Annotated in this window: 16 protein-coding genes; 4 read left to right on the top strand and 12 right to left on the bottom strand. The window is 66.2% G+C overall.

The window, feature by feature from the left end; genetic code table 11:
• Nucleotides 1–282: 282 nt before the first annotated feature.
• The 8 genes from ACFVBH_RS39840 to ACFVBH_RS39805 form a co-directional block, all read right to left on the bottom strand.
• The gene (locus ACFVBH_RS39840; protein ID WP_354987939.1) at nucleotides 283–1503 is read right to left on the bottom strand and encodes a cytochrome P450; all 1221 of its coding nucleotides are present in this window, start codon (nucleotides 1501–1503) and stop codon (nucleotides 283–285) included.
• Nucleotides 1504–1515: 12 nt separating this feature from the next.
• The gene (locus ACFVBH_RS39835) at nucleotides 1516–2742 is read right to left on the bottom strand and encodes a cytochrome P450 (protein WP_379011906.1); all 1227 of its coding nucleotides are present in this window, start codon (nucleotides 2740–2742) and stop codon (nucleotides 1516–1518) included.
• Nucleotides 2739–3293, bottom strand: coding sequence for an ATP/GTP-binding protein (locus tag ACFVBH_RS39830; RefSeq protein ID WP_354987978.1), 555 nt, complete (start codon nucleotides 3291–3293; stop codon nucleotides 2739–2741). Before ACFVBH_RS39830 ends, ACFVBH_RS39835 begins: the two co-directional genes overlap by 4 nt.
• Nucleotides 3294–3339: 46 nt before the next feature.
• Nucleotides 3340–3684 carry a DUF742 domain-containing protein gene (locus ACFVBH_RS39825; RefSeq protein ID WP_354987937.1) on the bottom strand — a complete coding sequence of 115 codons (345 nt, stop codon included), beginning with the start codon at nucleotides 3682–3684 and terminating at the stop codon, nucleotides 3340–3342.
• On the bottom strand, nucleotides 3681–4130 hold the full coding sequence (locus tag ACFVBH_RS39820) for a roadblock/LC7 domain-containing protein (RefSeq protein ID WP_354987936.1): 450 nt from the start codon (nucleotides 4128–4130) through the stop codon (nucleotides 3681–3683). Before ACFVBH_RS39820 ends, ACFVBH_RS39825 begins: the two co-directional genes overlap by 4 nt.
• Complete coding sequence (locus ACFVBH_RS39815; protein ID WP_379011892.1) at nucleotides 4127–5500, bottom strand: sensor histidine kinase; 1374 nt, start codon at nucleotides 5498–5500, stop codon at nucleotides 4127–4129. Before ACFVBH_RS39815 ends, ACFVBH_RS39820 begins: the two co-directional genes overlap by 4 nt.
• A gap of 927 nt (nucleotides 5501–6427) precedes the next feature.
• Entirely contained in the window at nucleotides 6428–7909 is a 1482-nt protein-coding gene (locus ACFVBH_RS39810) for a DUF222 domain-containing protein (RefSeq protein ID WP_379011886.1), read from the bottom strand.
• A gap of 128 nt (nucleotides 7910–8037) precedes the next feature.
• Nucleotides 8038–8460 (bottom strand): hypothetical protein, encoded by a 423-nt coding sequence (locus tag ACFVBH_RS39805; protein WP_354987933.1) that lies wholly within the window; start codon nucleotides 8458–8460, stop codon nucleotides 8038–8040.
• Between the two features lie 146 nt (nucleotides 8461–8606).
• Between ACFVBH_RS39805 and ACFVBH_RS39800 the strand changes: the two genes are divergently transcribed.
• A complete protein-coding gene (locus ACFVBH_RS39800) occupies nucleotides 8607–10655 on the top strand; it encodes a M3 family metallopeptidase (protein WP_379011879.1) in 2049 nt (682 codons plus the stop codon).
• Between the two features lie 39 nt (nucleotides 10656–10694).
• Here the strand turns inward: ACFVBH_RS39800 and ACFVBH_RS39795 are convergent, their stop codons facing one another.
• Both ACFVBH_RS39795 and ACFVBH_RS39790 read right to left on the bottom strand, forming a co-directional pair.
• Complete coding sequence (locus ACFVBH_RS39795) at nucleotides 10695–11852, bottom strand: hypothetical protein (protein ID WP_379011873.1); 1158 nt, start codon at nucleotides 11850–11852, stop codon at nucleotides 10695–10697.
• A complete protein-coding gene (locus ACFVBH_RS39790; RefSeq protein ID WP_354987930.1) occupies nucleotides 11852–12793 on the bottom strand; it encodes a metal-dependent hydrolase in 942 nt (313 codons plus the stop codon). The genes ACFVBH_RS39795 and ACFVBH_RS39790 overlap by 1 nt, the downstream gene beginning before the upstream one ends.
• Nucleotides 12794–12962: 169 nt before the next feature.
• Here ACFVBH_RS39790 and ACFVBH_RS39785 point away from each other — a divergent pair, with 169 nt between their 5' ends.
• Nucleotides 12963–13571 carry a TetR/AcrR family transcriptional regulator gene (locus ACFVBH_RS39785; protein WP_379011866.1) on the top strand — a complete coding sequence of 203 codons (609 nt, stop codon included), beginning with the start codon at nucleotides 12963–12965 and terminating at the stop codon, nucleotides 13569–13571.
• Between the two features lie 124 nt (nucleotides 13572–13695).
• Nucleotides 13696–14643, top strand: a complete 948-nt coding sequence (locus tag ACFVBH_RS39780; RefSeq protein WP_379012155.1) for an alpha/beta hydrolase — start codon at nucleotides 13696–13698, stop codon at nucleotides 14641–14643.
• 80 nt (nucleotides 14644–14723) lie between these two features.
• On the opposite strand, the gene ACFVBH_RS39775 is transcribed toward ACFVBH_RS39780, so the two are convergent.
• Complete coding sequence (locus ACFVBH_RS39775; RefSeq protein ID WP_379011861.1) at nucleotides 14724–15170, bottom strand: VOC family protein; 447 nt, start codon at nucleotides 15168–15170, stop codon at nucleotides 14724–14726.
• Between the two features lie 91 nt (nucleotides 15171–15261).
• On the opposite strand from ACFVBH_RS39775, the gene ACFVBH_RS39770 reads away from it, so the two are divergent.
• Nucleotides 15262–15858, top strand: a complete 597-nt coding sequence (locus ACFVBH_RS39770; RefSeq protein ID WP_379011854.1) for a TetR/AcrR family transcriptional regulator — start codon at nucleotides 15262–15264, stop codon at nucleotides 15856–15858.
• A 1-nt stretch (nucleotide 15859) separates the two neighbouring features.
• On the opposite strand, the gene ACFVBH_RS39765 is transcribed toward ACFVBH_RS39770, so the two are convergent.
• Nucleotides 15860–16039 carry a hypothetical protein gene (locus ACFVBH_RS39765; protein ID WP_354987925.1) on the bottom strand — a complete coding sequence of 60 codons (180 nt, stop codon included), beginning with the start codon at nucleotides 16037–16039 and terminating at the stop codon, nucleotides 15860–15862.
• Between the last annotated feature and the right edge of the window lie 257 nt (nucleotides 16040–16296).

The raw sequence follows: 16296 nt of genomic DNA, 5'->3' as shown, positions 1-16296 counted from the left end.
TTAGCACACCGGGCACGCGAACCGACCGACATCCTTCCTGCGTTCGGCAACGAATAGGAAACAGTCGGTCCGGTGATGTCGCCATCGCCGGGCCACGCCGTTCGTACCCGTACCCCTCGTCGTGAAGGAGCAGAACATGATTCCGAATTTCATCGGTGACCTCGTCTCGGCCGTGAACTCCCTCATCGGGAAGCTCTTCGTGGCCTGACGCGCCACCCGCGCGGACGACTCGGGCCCGGCAGGTTGCCGGGCCCGAGTTGCGTCAGCGACCGAACGTGCGCGTCAGTTCGCGGTCAGGCGCACGGGCAGTTCGCGGTGCCCGTTGGAGATGAACCCGATCACCGGGGCCAGTTCGGCCGGATCGGTGGCGAAGCGCAGCTCCGGAAAGCGCGCGAAGAGCGCGGGCAGCGCGATGGCCGCCTCCAGGCGAGCCAGCGGCGCGCCGATGCAGTGGTGCGCACCGTGTCCGAAGGCCAGGTGATCCTTGTTCACCCGGGTGATGTCGAACGTATCGGCGCTCTCGCCGTGCACCTTCGGATCGCGGCCCGCCGCGGCGTAGGAGGCGAGAATGGCCTCGCCCTTGGCGATCCGGACACCGTCGATCTCGATGTCCTCCACCGCATAGCGCAGCGGCAGGTGCGCGACCGGCGACTCGTAGCGCAGCGTCTCCTCGATCACCGCATCCCAGCTCACCGTGCCGTCCAGCACCGCGGCCAGCTGATCCGGATGCGTGAGCAGCGAGTAGATCGCCTGGTCCAGCAGATTCACCGTGGTCTCGTGCCCGGCATTGATGACGAGCATGAGCGTATCGACCATCTCCTTCTCGGTCAGCCGCTCGCCGTCCTCGTCGCGGGTGGCGATCAGCACGCTGATCATGTCGTCACCGGGATTCTCGCGCTTGTGCGCGACGAGATCCTCGATGAGCCCGAACATTTCGACGTAGTTCGCGCCCGCCGCCTCGGGCGTGATCTCGGTGTCGAAGAACCGCGCCACGCAGATCCGCAGCGCCGGCTCGCGATCCTCGGGCACGCCCATCAACTCGGTGAGCACCTGAATCGGCACCGGATACGCGAAACCCTCACGCAAATCCGCGATGTCACCCGCCGGCGTCTCGGCGAGCCGGTCCAGCAGCGTATTCACCAGCTCCTCGATGCGGGGGCGCAGCGCCAGCGTGCGGCGATTGGTGAACGCGGGGGAGACCAGCTTGCGCAGGCGGCGGTGATCGGCGCCGTACGCGGTGAACATATTGGTCGCCGCCACCCACGGGAACAGCGGCCACTCCGGGGTGACCTCGCCGTTGATGAACGCCGCCCAATGCTGCGCCGGATCCTTGGACACGCGTGGATCGGCCAGCAGGCGCCGGAGAACATCGGCATCGGTCACCGACCAGGCGGGCACGCCCATGAGCTCGACCAGGGTCACCGGTCCGCGCGCACGGATGCGAGCGTTCTCGCCTTGAATGTCGACACCGGTCAGATCCAGCGCCAGGGGTTCGATCGTCACTACGTTGTTCTCCTACTTGACGTTCAACGGCGGGCAGGCCGGAAAAGTGACCGGCAAACCCGCCAGCGCCCGGTGGAAAGGTCCGGGCCGCCAAGACAATTCATCAACCGGAACGGCCAAGCGCAACTCGGGGAGCGCATCGAGCAACTGATCGATGGCCTCCTGGGCGACCAGTGAGGCCACCGATTTCGCCGGGCAGGCGTGCGCGCCCAGGCTCCAGGCCAGATGAGAGCGATTTCCGATGCGCTCGCCGCCCGCGATGGCGGGATCGTTGTTGCATCCGGCGAGACTGATGACGACCGGCTGATGCGCGGGCAGCCACGTATCGCCGACCAGCATCGGCTGACGCGGATAGGAGATCGCGAAGTTCGCCATGGGCGGATCGTTGAACAGCACCTCGTCCAAAGCGTCACGCGTGGAGAGACTTCCGCCGAGCACGTCACCGGCGAAGCGATCATCGGTGAGGATCAGGCGCAGCGTGTTGATGATCAGGTTCTGCTGCGGCTCCAGGCCCGCGCCGTAGATGCTGATGATGTTCGCCAGCATCTCGGTATCGTCGAGACCGGCATCGTGCTGCAGCAGCCGGGTCACCATGTCGTTGCCGGGTTCGCGGCGCTTGAGATCGATCAGCTCGAGCAGCGCGCCGCTGAGCGTCTGCATGCCGAGTTCGGCGTTCTCGTCCACCGAGTCGAACAGCGCCGCCATACCCGCCGCCACTCGCTGCCCGATTTCCGGTGGGCAGCCGAGCATTTCGTTCAGGCCGGCGAACACGAGCGGGAAGGCGTACTGGCTGATCAACTCGGCTGTACCGGTGGCGCAGAAGGTATTGATCAGCGGGATCGCCTCGCGCTCGACGATGGCGTGCAGGCCGTGCAGATCCACCCCGTCCACCGCGCTGACATTGGCCTGGCGGTAACGCCAGTGCGCCGCACCGGCATTGCGCAGGACATTGGGGTACCACTCCATCATCGGCTTGACGGGGCAGTCGGCCGGAATGTCCTGCTGCCAGATACGTGGATCAGCGGGGAAGTGCTCGGGATCGTTGAGAATCCGCACCGCGTCGTGATAGCCGATCACCAGGGTCGCGGTGATTCCCGGTGCGAGCTCCACCGGCACCAGAGAGCCGAAGCTACCGCGCATTTCGCGATACCAGCGGTGCGGATCAGCGGCGAACTCCGGGTCGTACAGCGCGAAGCGGGTACCGTCGACGAGCGGCGCCGGGCCGGTCGAAGTGGTCAAATGCGTGACTCCTGACGCGAGTGGAACAGGTATTCGACGAGAGTGATGAGCGACTCCACACAGGTGCGGCGATCGCGAGCATCCAGGGCGGTCAGGGGAGTGTCCTCGGCGAGATCGAGCGCATCGCGCACCTCGGCGAGCGGAAAACGCTGTGCGCCTTCGAATTGATTGACCGCCACCGCGTAGGGCACCCCGCGCTGTTCCAGCACCGAGAGCACCTCGTCGGACTGTTCTATGCGCCGGGTATCCACCAGCACCAGCGCGCCGAGTGCGCCCAGTGCCAGTTCCTCCCACAGCGGGACGAAGCGCTGCTGGCCGGGAGTGCCGAAGAGGTACAGGGCCAATTGCGGATTGAGCGTGATGCGGCCGAAATCCATGGCGACCGTCGTGGTCGTCTTGTTCCGGAGGCCGGCCAGATCATCGACGCCGACACTGGCTTCGGTGATGGTTTCCTCGGTGCGCAACGGCTTGATCTCCGAAACACTGCCGACGAACGTTGTCTTGCCGACCCCGAAACTGCCGGCTACCAGTAGCTTCACCGATTTGACGATGGTATTGGGCAGATATTCGATGCCCGATGCGTGCGGTTGATCGGACTCAGACCGCAAGGGCGCGAAGCCCATTCAGTACCTCTTCTAGAAGGCTGACGTCCGGCAGGGTGTGTGCGGGCGTCCGGGTTATCAGGTGACCGCTGTCGATCAAATCGGCGACGACGATCTTCACCACCGAGGGCGGCAGGTCGAGATGGGCGGCGATCTCCGCCAGCGACAACGCACTTCGGCACAGCGCGAAAATGCGCCGGGCATCGGGTGAACCACCCTGCATGGGCGTATCGGCGGCGACGATCACCGTCACCAGGTCCAGAACCCGGGTGGGACGCGAACGCCCACCCGTGCGCACGTAAGCCCGGACCAGATCCGGATCACGCCGCGGTCCGGTCATGGGCGGGCGCCGCCTCGCGGTATCGCGCCGAGCTCGTGCCCGACCCGACCGGCGAGTTCGTTGAGCCGGTGCGCGACCAGCGCCACATCCACCTCCGCGGTGGTGGAGACGCCGATGACAGCGCCTTCACCGGCGGCGGTAATGAAGATCATGCCGTCGTCGTACTCGGTGACATTCTGGCGCACGTTGTCCTGCGGGCCACCGCAGAATTCGGAGAGCGCCTTGCCGAGCGAGCGCAGTCCCGAAGCGGCCGCGGCGAAGCGTTCGGCATTGTCCTTGCTGATATTGCCCGAGTGCGCGATGCGCAGGCCGTCCTCGGACAGCAGCACGCCGAAACGCACACCGGGGATATCCAATTCGGCCAATAGCCAGCCCAGCCGATTGGAGCCGTCCACGGGGTTCGCGGCCGCCGCGTTGTGCGCGTCGGTCACTGTCGGTGAATTCACGAGATCTTCCCTTCGGTCTGGTCGGCTTCGGCGGCGGCGACACGGCCGCTGACCGAACCGCTGTGCCATGCCACCGCGATATCGGGCCGGGCGAGTTGCAGAGTGGGAGCGGGCGCGGGAGCGGAATGCAGCACGGGCGCTTGCGAGCCCGTCTGCACCACCGTGCGCCGCCGCCGGCGAGCGAGACCGCTGGCGGTGAGAGCCGCGGCGACTTCGGCGTCCTCGACGAGCTGTTCATCCACCTGCACGGGAGCCTGCGGGATCACCACGGGCTGTTCCCTGACGTCTTGCGGTGCGACGAGCAGGGTTTCGGGGATGTAGACCATCGCCCGCACACCGCCGTACGCATTGGGTGCGTCCACGTAGACATTGAATCCATATCGTCGAGCCAGAGCCGCGATACTGGGGAATCCGATCTTGGGTGCGGGGCCCAATTCGAGAATGTCGACAGCGCGCTCACCGGCGAGTACGCGGCGCGCATCCTCGAGCTGCTCGGGATTCATCCGCACGCCCGCGTCATCGATCAGAATCGTGACGCCGTGGTGGCCCTCTTGAAAACTGATGTCCACGAACGACGTCGGGGGCGAATAGCGCAGAGCATTGTCCAGCAGCGTCGCCACCGTGTGCACCAGCGGCTCGACCACGCGACTCGACACCACGCGATCCGCCTGTGTGGTGCGAACCCGCAGGTAATCGCGCACGCGGCCGGTAGCGCCGCCCACGACATCGGTGACCGACTGCTGCGGCCAGCGGCGACCGGGGAGCCCGCCGCTGACGATCACGTAGGACTGCGCCTGCCGAATCATCTGCTGCACACTGTGGTCGATGCGAATGAGGGTTTCGTAGACGGCGTCATCGCGATGCTCGCGCAACGCCGCGCTCACCACCTTGCCGACGTCGGCGCCGAGACTCACGACGGACGTGCCGAACGAGCGCACGGCCGCGCCCGTCACATCCTGCGAAGCACGCTGCGCATCAGCGCGAACCGTGTGCTCCGCGTTGATGATTGCCTGCTGAGCTTGGCTTTCGATTTCGCGTCGTGCCTGATCAGCGGATTCAGCGCAGAGCATGCGCAAGTCATCGGCGTGATACTGAACAGCCTGGCGCAGCGTGCCGATGAAGGGCGAATTCTCCAGAGCGGGGCCCAGTTCGGGAGCGGTGATCGGCAGGCCCGGGCGGCGAATCGCCTCGGTCACGGAGGGGAGGGTCTTGCGGACAACTTGGTCGAGTAGGTTTTCCCACTCAGCGGTACGGGCTTCGAGCTCGTCGACGCGCTCGGTCTCTCTTCGCCATCGCACCGCCACGTAGGCCGCCGCCCCGACGGCGAGTACGAGCAAGGGCGCCAATATCCATAGAAACAACACGGCCATAGAGGTTTTCGTCAATCCTGTCGGCTATACCCGGGGGCGGACGCGCGGGCTTCGGCAGCGCGACCGTAGCTGACAACATACCTATTTCGTTATCCAAGCGACACTTTCAAATGCAACCCCCGCAAAGTGGGGCCTCGCGGTTGGGGGAGATTGGGTGGTGGGAGTGGGTGCCGGGGGTGAGTGAAGAAAGGCGAAGGCGTCTGGGCGGTCGGGGGTGGGGTGGTTGCCGGGTGCGGTCCCGGGTCTGCCGGGTCGATAGGGGATTGGGGGCTTGGGATGCGTGGCTGACTCCGGGGGCTATCGGAGCGTTGGGAGATTGGCTGAGTTGGGGGACGACTGGATAACGCGAACCAGCGGGGTGCGGTGGGGGAGGCCGGGCTGGGGTTCCAGCCCTCCCGCAGCAGAGCAGCCTGGATAACGAGAACCAGCGTTGTCACGTTCGGTTTTGACGCTGCGGTGGGGTGCCCTACCGCAGGAAGAGCAGCCTGGATAACGGAGTAGCAGCGTGGACCAGTTGGGAGCCTCGACGGCGGTACCAGCCCTCCCGGGCCGATAAACGGGATCCACCACCGGTGGGGGTACAAGCAAGCCTCGAATCGATTACCGCTCACCACAATCACTCTCTGAGGCAGTACCAGCGCGTTCAGTGTCGACGGATCTTGTGTCTGTGGGTCTCGAGAAGGGTCCCACAGCCATCCAGCCATGCTGGAAGGGTGAACCGGCTCCCAGCTGGGGAGCCGAGGTCGGGTACGGCAGACGAAGTGACCAGCACTGCCACGTTGTACTTGCTTGTCCTCCCGAACCCCGCTGGAACGCGAAGGGTGCGTGCGGGTCTGGGCTACGTCGGCCACTGGAGTGAACACCGATGCCGCTCTCAGCTCTTGGGGTGTGGCTTTGGGCTTGGGGTTTCGGCTGTAGGGCAGCGCTCTAGCAGAGTCGCCGCGCCGGAATACCCGGCACACCCGAAGGACTCGGCACACGCGGGTGATGACGGAAATTCACGCGCGGTCTGCGAGCGGGGTCGATATGTGGTGGTGGTATCCACCCGGTTTTGCCCGGATGCTCCGAATCGGGCGGCATGACGATCGTTTTCCAGCCGTTCGGGCCGGTGTTGATCTGTGCGTGGCAGGCATCGCACGCGAATGTCAGGTTCTCGATGTCCGTTTCGCCGCCATCAGCCCACTCTGTGATGTGGTGGACTGCTGAGCGGGTGGCGGGGGCGTCGCATCCGGGGCGGGTGCAGCCGCGTTCGACGGCGGTGAGTGCGAGGCGCTGTTCTGCCGATGCCAGGCGTTGGCCGCGTGAGAGGTGCAGGGGGCGGCCGTTGGCGTCCACGATCACCAGGTACGGGGTGGACCGCGCGGCCAGTGTGATCGCTTCGGTGATCGAGAGCGTGCCCCCGGTGTTCGTGGTAGCGAGCCCGGTGCGCTGCTCGAGATCGGTCAACCGCATGGTGACCACGGTCGAGACCGGCAGTCCTCGGTGGTACCCGAGTTTGGTGGGTCCCATATCGGGGTGCAGGAACCGCAGCAACGCATCATGATTGCGTTGAGCTTCGGTGCGGTGATCACGCTTGGCAGCGGCTCGCAACACGTTCCGCGCGGCGACGGTGGCAGCATCGGCGTCACTGTCATCGGCTTCGGACTCGGTGTCGATCCCGAGTTCGGCGGTGGTGTGCGGGCTCTCGGGGTCATCGGGGTTGCACATGCCGGGTCGCGCGAATTTGGCGAACATCGGCATGAACACCGCACCCAACTCCGGAGTCAGCAACCCCGAGATCGGGAACATCCCATCCGCGCGTTGACGCCCGATGCAGATCCCGCGCATCCGTTGCCGATCCCGATCAGCGATCAACGTCCCGTCCGGGTCGATGTGGGCCAGGGCCCGGACCCCGAGGGTCGTCACACCTTTGGGGTCACCGATGCGGGCGTAGTCGGTCAAAGATTGTTCGGTGAAGTCTTTGACTTCCGCGCTCACGCGTTCGGGAATCCGATCGAGGACCTTCACGATCGCCTGCACGTGCTCGGCGGAGATCTCTCCCGCGCGTTGAGCGGCGGCGATGTGCGCGAACACCGGTGGGCGTTGAACCGATCCTTCGGACACGGTGGAGAGCCGGTCGGCGTTGCGCACTCGGGCGGCCGCGTCGAAGTGGGAGATCCGCAGCGTTTGTTGCAGGAACACGATCAGACTCTTCACTCCGGCCTGTGTGTTCAACCCCCGCACACCGCATTCGAGGACGAAGCGTTGCTTCACCGCTTCGAGCATGCGGAAACTGGTCTCGAGTTCCTGCATCTTCTCGATGAACTCGGCATCGGCCAACGAGAACAGAGGAGATTCGAGCAGGTTTTCCACAATGGCAGCGTGTGCGGTGACACTCTGCGCGATGGTGGTTTCCCCTCCCGAATTCATACCCCCATTCTACTCCTCGATAGCAACCCGCAATAGCCCAATCTCATTGTGATACAACAATCTTCAGATTGCCTGCGCAATCGCATTGTGCCCGTTTCGTCGCTATCGAGCTGAATGCGGCCCTACCCTCACATATCGTGCCACCGGACGTCGGTTGCCAGCTCCAGCCAGGGCAGGTTGTACATCCTCGTGATGGCTTCTGGGCTGATCAAGCCGCTGGCACAGGGCTGTTGGAACCAGCCGACAGTCAGGTGCGTGTAGACCCAGTCCTCGGTGTTGTTCGAAGTGCAGGGGCCGTGGAACCTCCCGACGCATTGCACATGAGGCAAATACTCGCGCCCATTTTCAATAATTCGCTCGGGCGGCACAACGTGAATTCGCTGATCGCCGTTGCCGGTCATTCGGCCGAGCCTTTCGATCACGCGATCGTTGAAACGTTCGTCGGGCCTGCCCTCGATGACGCCACCGTAGGTCATTCCGATATCGAGGTGCCGCAGGCTCAGTGTGCCGACCGCGATGTCGATCGAGCACAGTTCGAAAGGTCGTTCCACGAAGCTCCTGAGTCCGGGGGTGGTACGGCGGCGATCCGGTGATCGATGCCTCGCAGGAGGTATTGGCCGAAGCGATCCACGCGTTAGCAGCACCGGCGTTTCGCCGGCCCCGACCCACCCCACCTCCGCCACCTAAGGTGGGATCCATGACGAGCAACCCGTTCTTCGAGCGCAGCACGCTCCCGTACGAGCTTCCGGATTTCGCGGTCATCGACGAGGAGCACTACCTGCCCGCGTTCGAGCGGGGGATGGCCGTGCAGCTGGTCGAGGTCGCGGCCATCACCCGGACCGGGGACGCGCCCACCTTCGGGAACACCATCGAGGCCCTGGAGCGGTCGGGCGCGGTGCTCACCCGTGTCGCGAACGTGTTCTTCAATCGCGCCTCCTCGGATTCGAGTAAGCGGATCGAGGAGATCGAGGCCGAGGTCTCGCCGTTGCTCGCGGCGCATCGGGACGCCGTCTACCTGGATCCGGAGCTCTTCGAACGGGTCGAAGCCCTGTACGCCGAACGGGACCGGCTCGGGCTCGATCCCGAAGAGGCGCGGCTGCTCGAGCAGTATCACCTGAGGTTCGTGCGGGCGGGGGCGCGGCTGGACGCGGCGCAGCAGGCCCGGCTGCGGGAGCTGAACGCCGAACTGGCAGCCGCCAGTACCGAATTCGGGCAGAACAACCTGGCGGCCACCAACGCCGCGACGCTCGTGCTCGACAGTGCGGCGGAACTCGCCGGGCTGGGGGCCGCGGCGGTCGCGGCCGCCGCCGAGAACGCGCGTTCGCTCGGGCACGCCGGAAAATGGGCGCTGAGCCTGCAGAACGTGTCGAACCAGCCGATCCTGGCCGAACTCGCCGATCCGAGCGTGCGGGAGCGGGTCATGTCCGCGTCCCTCGGGCGCGGGCTGGGGGACAACGGGAACAACGGCGTGCTCGCGGTGCGGATGGCTGCCATTCGGGCCGAACGGGCCGCGCTGCTGGGGTACGCCGATCACGCCTCGTACGCGGTCGCGGATCAGACCGCCAAGACCGCGCCCGCGGTGGAGGAGATGCTGGCGCGACTGGTGCCGCCCGCGGTCGCCAACGCCGAGCGGGAGGCGGGGGACCTCGCCGCGGCCATGCGGGCCGACGCGGGGGAGCAGGCCGAGCTGCGGTCGTGGGACTGGCAGTTCTGGTCGGAAAGGGTGCGGGCCGAACGGTTCTCGGTCGACGCCGAGGCACTGCGGCCCTACCTCGAACTCAAGCGGGTGCTGTGGGACGGGGTGTTCTTCGCGGCCGAGCTGGCGTACGGCATCACCGTGCGGGAGCGTCCGGACCTGCGCGGATACCACCCGGAAGTCCGGGTTTTCGAGGTGTTCGACGCGGACGGCACGGCGCTGGGACTGTTCCTCGGCGACTTCTTCAAGCGCCCCTCCAAGCGCGGCGGGGCGTGGATGAACGAGCTGGTCAGCCAGTCGCGGCTGCTCGGGCAGCTGCCGGTGGTGGTCAACAACCTCAACATCGGCAAGCCACCGGAAGGTGAACCGGCACTGCTGACCTGGGACAACGTCCGCACGCTGTTCCACGAGTTCGGGCACGCCCTGCACGGGCTGTTCTCCGACGTCCGCTTCCCGTTCTTCTCCGGCACCGAGGTGCCGCGCGACTTCGTCGAGTTCCCGTCGCAGGTCAACGAGATGTGGATGTCGCATCCGCGAGTACTGGTCAACTACGCCAAGCACTTCGAGACCGGCGAGCCGATTCCGGCCGACCTGCTCGAGCGCCTGGCCGCCGCCGAGCAGTTCGGGGAAGGATTCCGCACCGTCGAATACCTGGCCGCGACCCTGCTGGACTGGGCCTGGCACCGGCTGCCCGAGGCCGACGCCTCGGCGGGCATCGACGCGGAGACCTTCGAGGAGCAGGCGCTTCGCAAAGCGGGGCTCGCGCTTTCGGCGATTCCGCCGCGCTACCGCACCGGCTACTTCGCCCATATCTTCGCCGGCGGCTACGGCGCGGGCTACTACTCCTACATCTGGAGCGAGGTGCTCGACGCGGACACCGTCCAGTGGTTCGAGGACGGGACCGCTTCGCTGCGGGAGAAGGGTGAGACCTTCCGGCGCGAATTGCTCTCGCGCGGTGGCTCGGTCGACCCGCTGACCGCGTTCGCGGCGTTCCGGGGCCGGGCACCGGAGATCGAGCCGTTGCTGGTCCGGCGCGGGCTCACGGTCTGACCGATCGGGCCCGGCGCGACGCCGGGCCCGATCGCATCATCAAGCGACGCTGGAGCTTTCGGCGTCGGGCGCGGCGGGAACCGCCGCGGGGGACTGCTCGCGGGGAATCGTCCAGACCGCGGCGACGCAGCCGATGGCGACCACGAAGCAGGCCAGGGTGAACCACAGGTTGCCGATCGGATCGCCGTTGGCGGTCCGCCCGTCCACCGCGTCGAAGAAGTCCGGCAGCGCGGTGATCCAGAAGATCGCGAACACGACCAGGTACAGCGCGCTGTAGATCTGCACGAAGCGGTTCGTGTACGCGGGGATGCCCGAGGATCCGTCGCGCAGAATTCGCCACTGGCGGAACAGGATCGGGATGGCGACCGCCGCGATCAGCACCAGTTCCGCCGCGTAGATGACCCCGCGGGCCGTGGTGCTGCCCATGCCGATCACCGTCGCGGGCAGCGGCAGGATGAAGGTGCCCAGCGAGGCCAGCAGGCCGATGACCACCGTGCGCCACACCAATTGCAGACCCGTGAAGTGCTGACCCGCGTCCACCTGACGGCCGACGAACCAGCGGACGCAGAACGCCAGCGACATCGGCCACAGCGCGGCGAAGACCACGACGCTGGGCAGCGGCACCGAATCGAAGAACGGCGCGTTGATGGGATTGTCGAGAGACCATTCCCACCAGCGCAATTGCGGTCCGATGTGATCGAAGATCTCGTAGAACGCGTGGTGCACGAAGCCGACGCAGGCGGCGCCGAGCAGCGGGCCGTAGCGGTGGAACACCCCGAGCATGCGCACGATCTCGTACGCCACCGTCGCCATGAACGGATAGATCGCGATGATGTAGAGCGGTAGTCGGCCCCACATGAACTCCACCGTGAACACGTTGTGCGCGAACATGGTGTCCACGTGCTCTTCGATGCCGAAGGCCGCGGGGAAGTACAGCGGCGGCTCGATGATGAACAGGTAGGCGGTGGCGCCGAACCACAGCACGAGGTTGGTCGGATCGCCGTTGCGGCGCAGTCGAATCACGGCCCATACCAGCGCCAGGATCGAGCCGAGCACGATGGTCAGCTCGAGCACCGGGAGCGTCCAGTTCTCCAGGTGCAGCGGACTGCGGAGCTCGAAGAGCCCGCCGGCTTCCTCACACGTGAAGCCGAGTGCCTTCGACAGTTCGTCGAAGGTGGGGGTACAGCGATCGGACATCAGCGCACCTCGGTCTTGGTGCTGCCGGCCTCGGCCGTATACCACTGCGTCACATCGTATCCGGCCTCGTAGCGCTCGAACCACACGTCCGCGAGCGCGGGCAGGGCCTCGTGCTTGGGGTTGTGCTTGGGCAGCTGGCTGCGGATCACCCCGCGCAGCGCGATGAGCTGCTCACGCAGGTTCAGGTCGTCGAACGCGCGCGGCATCGGGCCGAAGTCCTGGGCCTCGAGCCACGGCGCGATCCGGCGCAGGCGCTGCATGTGGCGGTACGAGGCGAACATGGCCATGGCGTCGACGCCGCGATCCTCCAGCGGCACATGCTTGTTGAAGCCCTCGCACGCGATCCGGATGACGTCCATGACGTGCTTGAAGATCGACGGGGCCTTGCGCATGCGGTAGAGGTCGCTGCCCACCAGCGAGTCGAAGATGATGAGCGCGGAACTGCGGTGCTCGACCTCCTCGACGAAATGCCAGATGAACAGCGAGGACACGCGGTCGTCGCCGGGGGCGAACAGCGTCGAGTCGTTGTCGAGCATGAGTTTGAAGACCGAGGTGAAGGTGGCCTCGAGGTCCGCGGTGTACGCGAGCCGGTACTCCAGCGGGGTGTTCTTCACCAGCAGGTCGAACTCGCCGACCACCTGGTCCAGGGTTTCCTGCAGCCCGGGCCAGCGCTTGATCAGCCCGCGCACGTGGCCGCGGTGCGCGGTCGAGTGCTGGCCCTCCTGGCGCATGAACGCGTCGGCCTCCTCGGCCACTTCGGCGTCGGTGAACTTGGGCTTGGCCTGCAGGATCGTCTTCACGATCATCTTCTCGAAGCCGATGGCCAGGAACGAGACCGCGTTCGCCATGGCGGAGAAGGCCGGGTTCTCCTCGTTCCACAGGAACGGCACGTCGTGGTCTTCGAACGCGAAGGTCAGCTTGCGCACTATCAGATCGGTCATTGTCGGCGGTACCTCGTCTTTCCCGACGTGGGTTGGGCTGCTGGCTCGGCTCGGATAGTCCGAATCAACGCGACCATACACGGAACGTCTGATGTGTATGATAACAATCGGCGGGGCCGAGCAGAATCCCCGAAACCGCGAACCGCATTCGCCCTGGTAGCGTCGGGCAGTGGCGAGAAGGCGCGGGTGGGGCGGGAGCCCGCCGGAGAACGACGACGAGGCATCGCGCCGAATCGTCGCTGCGGCAGTGGAATTGATCGGCCGCACGGGGGCCGAGATCAGCATCGCCGACGTGGCGGAGTCGCTGGGGGTCATCCGGCAGACCGTGTACCGGTACTTCCCGAGCGCGGACGCCCTCATGCAGGCTTCGGCCATCGCCTCGGTCGACGGCTTCCTGGACCGGCTCACGGCTCAGGTGCGCGGCATCGAGGATCCCGCCGAGGCCATGACCGAGGCGATCGTGTTCACCCTCGCCGAAGTCCGCCGCACCCCGCATCTGGGCATCATGCTGTCGGCCACCTCGGTCAACGCCCATCCCGAGGGGATGACCTCCGAGGCGGCGCAGCAGTTCGGCATGGAGATGATCGGGCGGTTCGATGTGGACTGGGAACACTTCGGCTACGACGAATCCTCGCTGAACGGACTCGTCGAATACGCGCTGCGCACCATGCAATCCTTCTTCATATCCCCCGGAAATCCACCGCGCACCGAGGACGAACTCCGAATATATCTGCGCCGCTGGATGGGCACAGCGATCATGGCGCAACTGTCGGTATAGACAGATTGGGCTGAGCGACAGCGCAATTCGGCCGGATTCGGTATTTTTACCGGGATACGAGGTGGGAGGTATTCCGGTGGGAACGACAACTCGGAACGGGGCGTCACGCGGCGGCCGGGGGTGGATGTACCGCGCCGGAACCGTGCTCGCGGCGGGCGTTCTCGCCACCACCATCGGCGCCGGAACCGCGATCGCCGCACCCGCGCACGGCCCGGTTCTGCGCACGCCCAAGGGCGGCTACCAGGAGCTCTGGGTGCCCTCGAGCATGGGATCGATCAAGGTCCAGGTGCAGTGGGCGGCGCGCGGCGGCAGCTCGGCGCTCTATCTGCTCGACGGACTGCGCGCGCCCGGGGACCACAGCCAGTGGGTCAGCGACACCGACGCGCTGCGCCAATTCGCCGGCGACAATGTGACCCTGGTTTTCCCGGTCGGCGGGCACTCCAGCTTCTATACCGATTGGAAGCGCCCGAGCAGCACCAACAAGCAGGGCACCACCTATCGGTGGGAGACCTTCCTGACCAAGGAACTACCGAATTTCCTTGCAAAATACGGGGTTTCGCGCACCAATAACGCCATTGCCGGCGCGTCCATGGGCGGCAATGCCGCGTTGATCCTGGCGGCCAATCATCGCGATCAGTTCAAGTTCGCGGGGTCGTACTCCGGCTATGTGAATCCGACCTTCCCGGCCTGGAGCGAAGGCATGCGCGCGGCCATGTGGGACGAGGGCCGATTCAACGTCGACGACATGTGGGGCCCGGCCTCCGATCCCGCGTGGTCCCGCAACGACGCGACCGTGCAGGCCGAGCGGCTGCGCGGGCTCCCGACCTACGTCTGGTCCGGAAACGGGGTGCCCGGCCCCGCTGATCTGCGCTTCGGTTTCGGCAACACCATCAACGCCATGGGGCTCGAGACCATGACCATGGCCGCGGCCCAGATCTTCAAGGGCCGGGTGAACGCGCTCGGACTCGGCGCTCGGGTGGACATCGGGCAGGGCACGCACACCTGGCCGTACTGGGAGCAGGCCCTGCGGACCTCGCGGCCGATGATCCTGAACGCGCTCGGCGTGGGCTGAGCGGTACCCCGCACACCGGCTCTGCTCGACCGTGGCCCCGCCGAGTACGGGGTCGCGGTCCTCGATACGGCGGCCGGCGATTACCGCGCGCCGAAACGTTCGGCGGAGTACTCGGCGTCGAACTGCTCGACGAACTCGCCCGCAGGCGGGATCTCGGTGATGACGTCGATCAGCAGGCCGTTGGGGTCGGCCACGATGAAGTGCCGCTGGCCGAACTCCTCGCTGCGCAGGACCTGTTCGGCGGGCAGCCCGCCCCGCACGACCAGGCGCTCCCATTCGGCGTCCACGTCCTCGACCTCGAAGTTGAGGATCAGGCCGGCGGTGGGGGTGCGGTACTTCTCGGGAACGCTGGGGTGCGTCGGATCGAGCAGGGCCAGTTCGTAGGTCCTGTCGTCGGCCGTGCGGCGCAGGCTCACGTACCAGTCCGCTTCGAAGGTGATGTCGAAGCCGAACCACGCGGTGTAGAAGTCGCGGGATTCCGCAACGCGGGTGGTGCCGATTACCGGGTAGAAGCTGCTGAGTTTCACTGTTTCGCCTTTCGGGCCCCGTGTTCACATACCGTTGGTACGTGAGCTACGCTAGCTGACATTCCATCGGTATGTCAACGGAGGGTTCGGGATGGCGAGCGAGCTGCGCAACCGGCAGCGGGAGCAGACACGGCGCACGCTGCTGGACGAGAGCAGGCGCCTGTTCGCGGCGAAGGGCTATGCCGCGGTGGGACTTTCGGAGATCACGGCCGCGGCGGGGGTGACCAAGGGCGCGCTGTACCACAACTTCGCCAGCAAGACCGAGCTGTTCCGGGCGGTGCTGCAGGAGGTCCAGGACGAGGTGGGGGAGCGGGTCGCGGCGGTGGCCGACGCCCGGACCGAGCCGTGGGATCAGCTCGTCGCCGGGTGCGAGGCGTTCCTGACCACGTGCACCGATCCGGAGATTCAGCGCATCATGCTCATCGACGGGCCGGCCGTACTGGGCTGGCGGGAATGGCGAGCCATGGACGAGGGCGCGTCGGCGCGGCATCTGCACGAGGCGCTGAGCGGTTTGGTCGCGGCGGGCGTGATCGCGCCGCAGCCGATCCCGCCGCTCACCCATCTGCTGTCGGGCGCCATGAACGAGGCCGCCATGTGGCTGGCCGACACGACCGAGCCGAATGCGCTGGCGGACACCATATCCGCGTTGCGCAGGCTGCTCGACTCGGTGCGTTCGGGTTCGAAGTGAATCAGGCCGCGCGGCCGGTCGAGCTGTCGTGCTCGCCGTGATCGCGCCCCGCGAGCTCGTCGCGCAGGGCCTGATGCTTGCGGCACAGCCGCCACAGGCCGGTGCGGGCGAAAGCGGGGTCCAGGCGCTGGACGAAGGTGAGGTTTTCCTGCCGCCAGCAGTCGTGGCACTTGTCGTTCATCGCGGCCTCCTTCGTATCCTCGGCGTCGTTGCCTCGGGATCGAGTGCCTGATGAATTCCCCACGCGGGCGCGCTCACTCGTCCCCGCACGTACCGGTTCAGCCACAAGTGGGTTTCACCTCGCAGCGGCACTGCGGTCTGTTTTCGCGGCCCGTATAGCGTTCGCGCGTATCGACGTTGCCACGCGCAGGAGCGCGTGCCAGCCTGGTGGGAGCGGGATTGCCGGGGTCGGTGCGGGTTGTTCGGCCGGTCGCCGGC

Source organism: Nocardia sp. NPDC057668 (assembly GCF_042799795.1).
Lineage (GTDB): Bacteria > Actinomycetota > Actinomycetes > Mycobacteriales > Mycobacteriaceae > Nocardia.
Note: the sequence above shows the minus strand (reverse complement) of the source record. Positions and strands in the feature narration are given on the sequence as shown.

Bases quoted from the DNA above. Each gene is read 5' to 3' on its own strand.
- ACFVBH_RS39825 (WP_354987937.1), bottom strand. From the start codon at position 3,684: ATGACCGGACCGCGGCGTGATCCGGATCTGGTCCGGGCTTACGTGCGC.
- ACFVBH_RS39815 (WP_379011892.1), bottom strand. From the start codon at position 5,500: ATGGCCGTGTTGTTTCTATGGATATTGGCGCCCTTGCTCGTACTCGCC.
- ACFVBH_RS39810 (WP_379011886.1), bottom strand. From the start codon at position 7,909: ATGAATTCGGGAGGGGAAACCACCATCGCGCAGAGTGTCACCGCACAC.
- ACFVBH_RS39800 (WP_379011879.1), top strand. From the start codon at position 8,607: ATGACGAGCAACCCGTTCTTCGAGCGCAGCACGCTCCCGTACGAGCTT.
- ACFVBH_RS39795 (WP_379011873.1), bottom strand. From the start codon at position 11,852: ATGTCCGATCGCTGTACCCCCACCTTCGACGAACTGTCGAAGGCACTC.
- ACFVBH_RS39790 (WP_354987930.1), bottom strand. From the start codon at position 12,793: ATGACCGATCTGATAGTGCGCAAGCTGACCTTCGCGTTCGAAGACCAC.
- ACFVBH_RS39780 (WP_379012155.1), top strand. From the start codon at position 13,696: ATGTACCGCGCCGGAACCGTGCTCGCGGCGGGCGTTCTCGCCACCACC.
- ACFVBH_RS39770 (WP_379011854.1), top strand. From the start codon at position 15,262: ATGGCGAGCGAGCTGCGCAACCGGCAGCGGGAGCAGACACGGCGCACG.
- ACFVBH_RS39765 (WP_354987925.1), bottom strand. From the start codon at position 16,039: ATGAACGACAAGTGCCACGACTGCTGGCGGCAGGAAAACCTCACCTTC.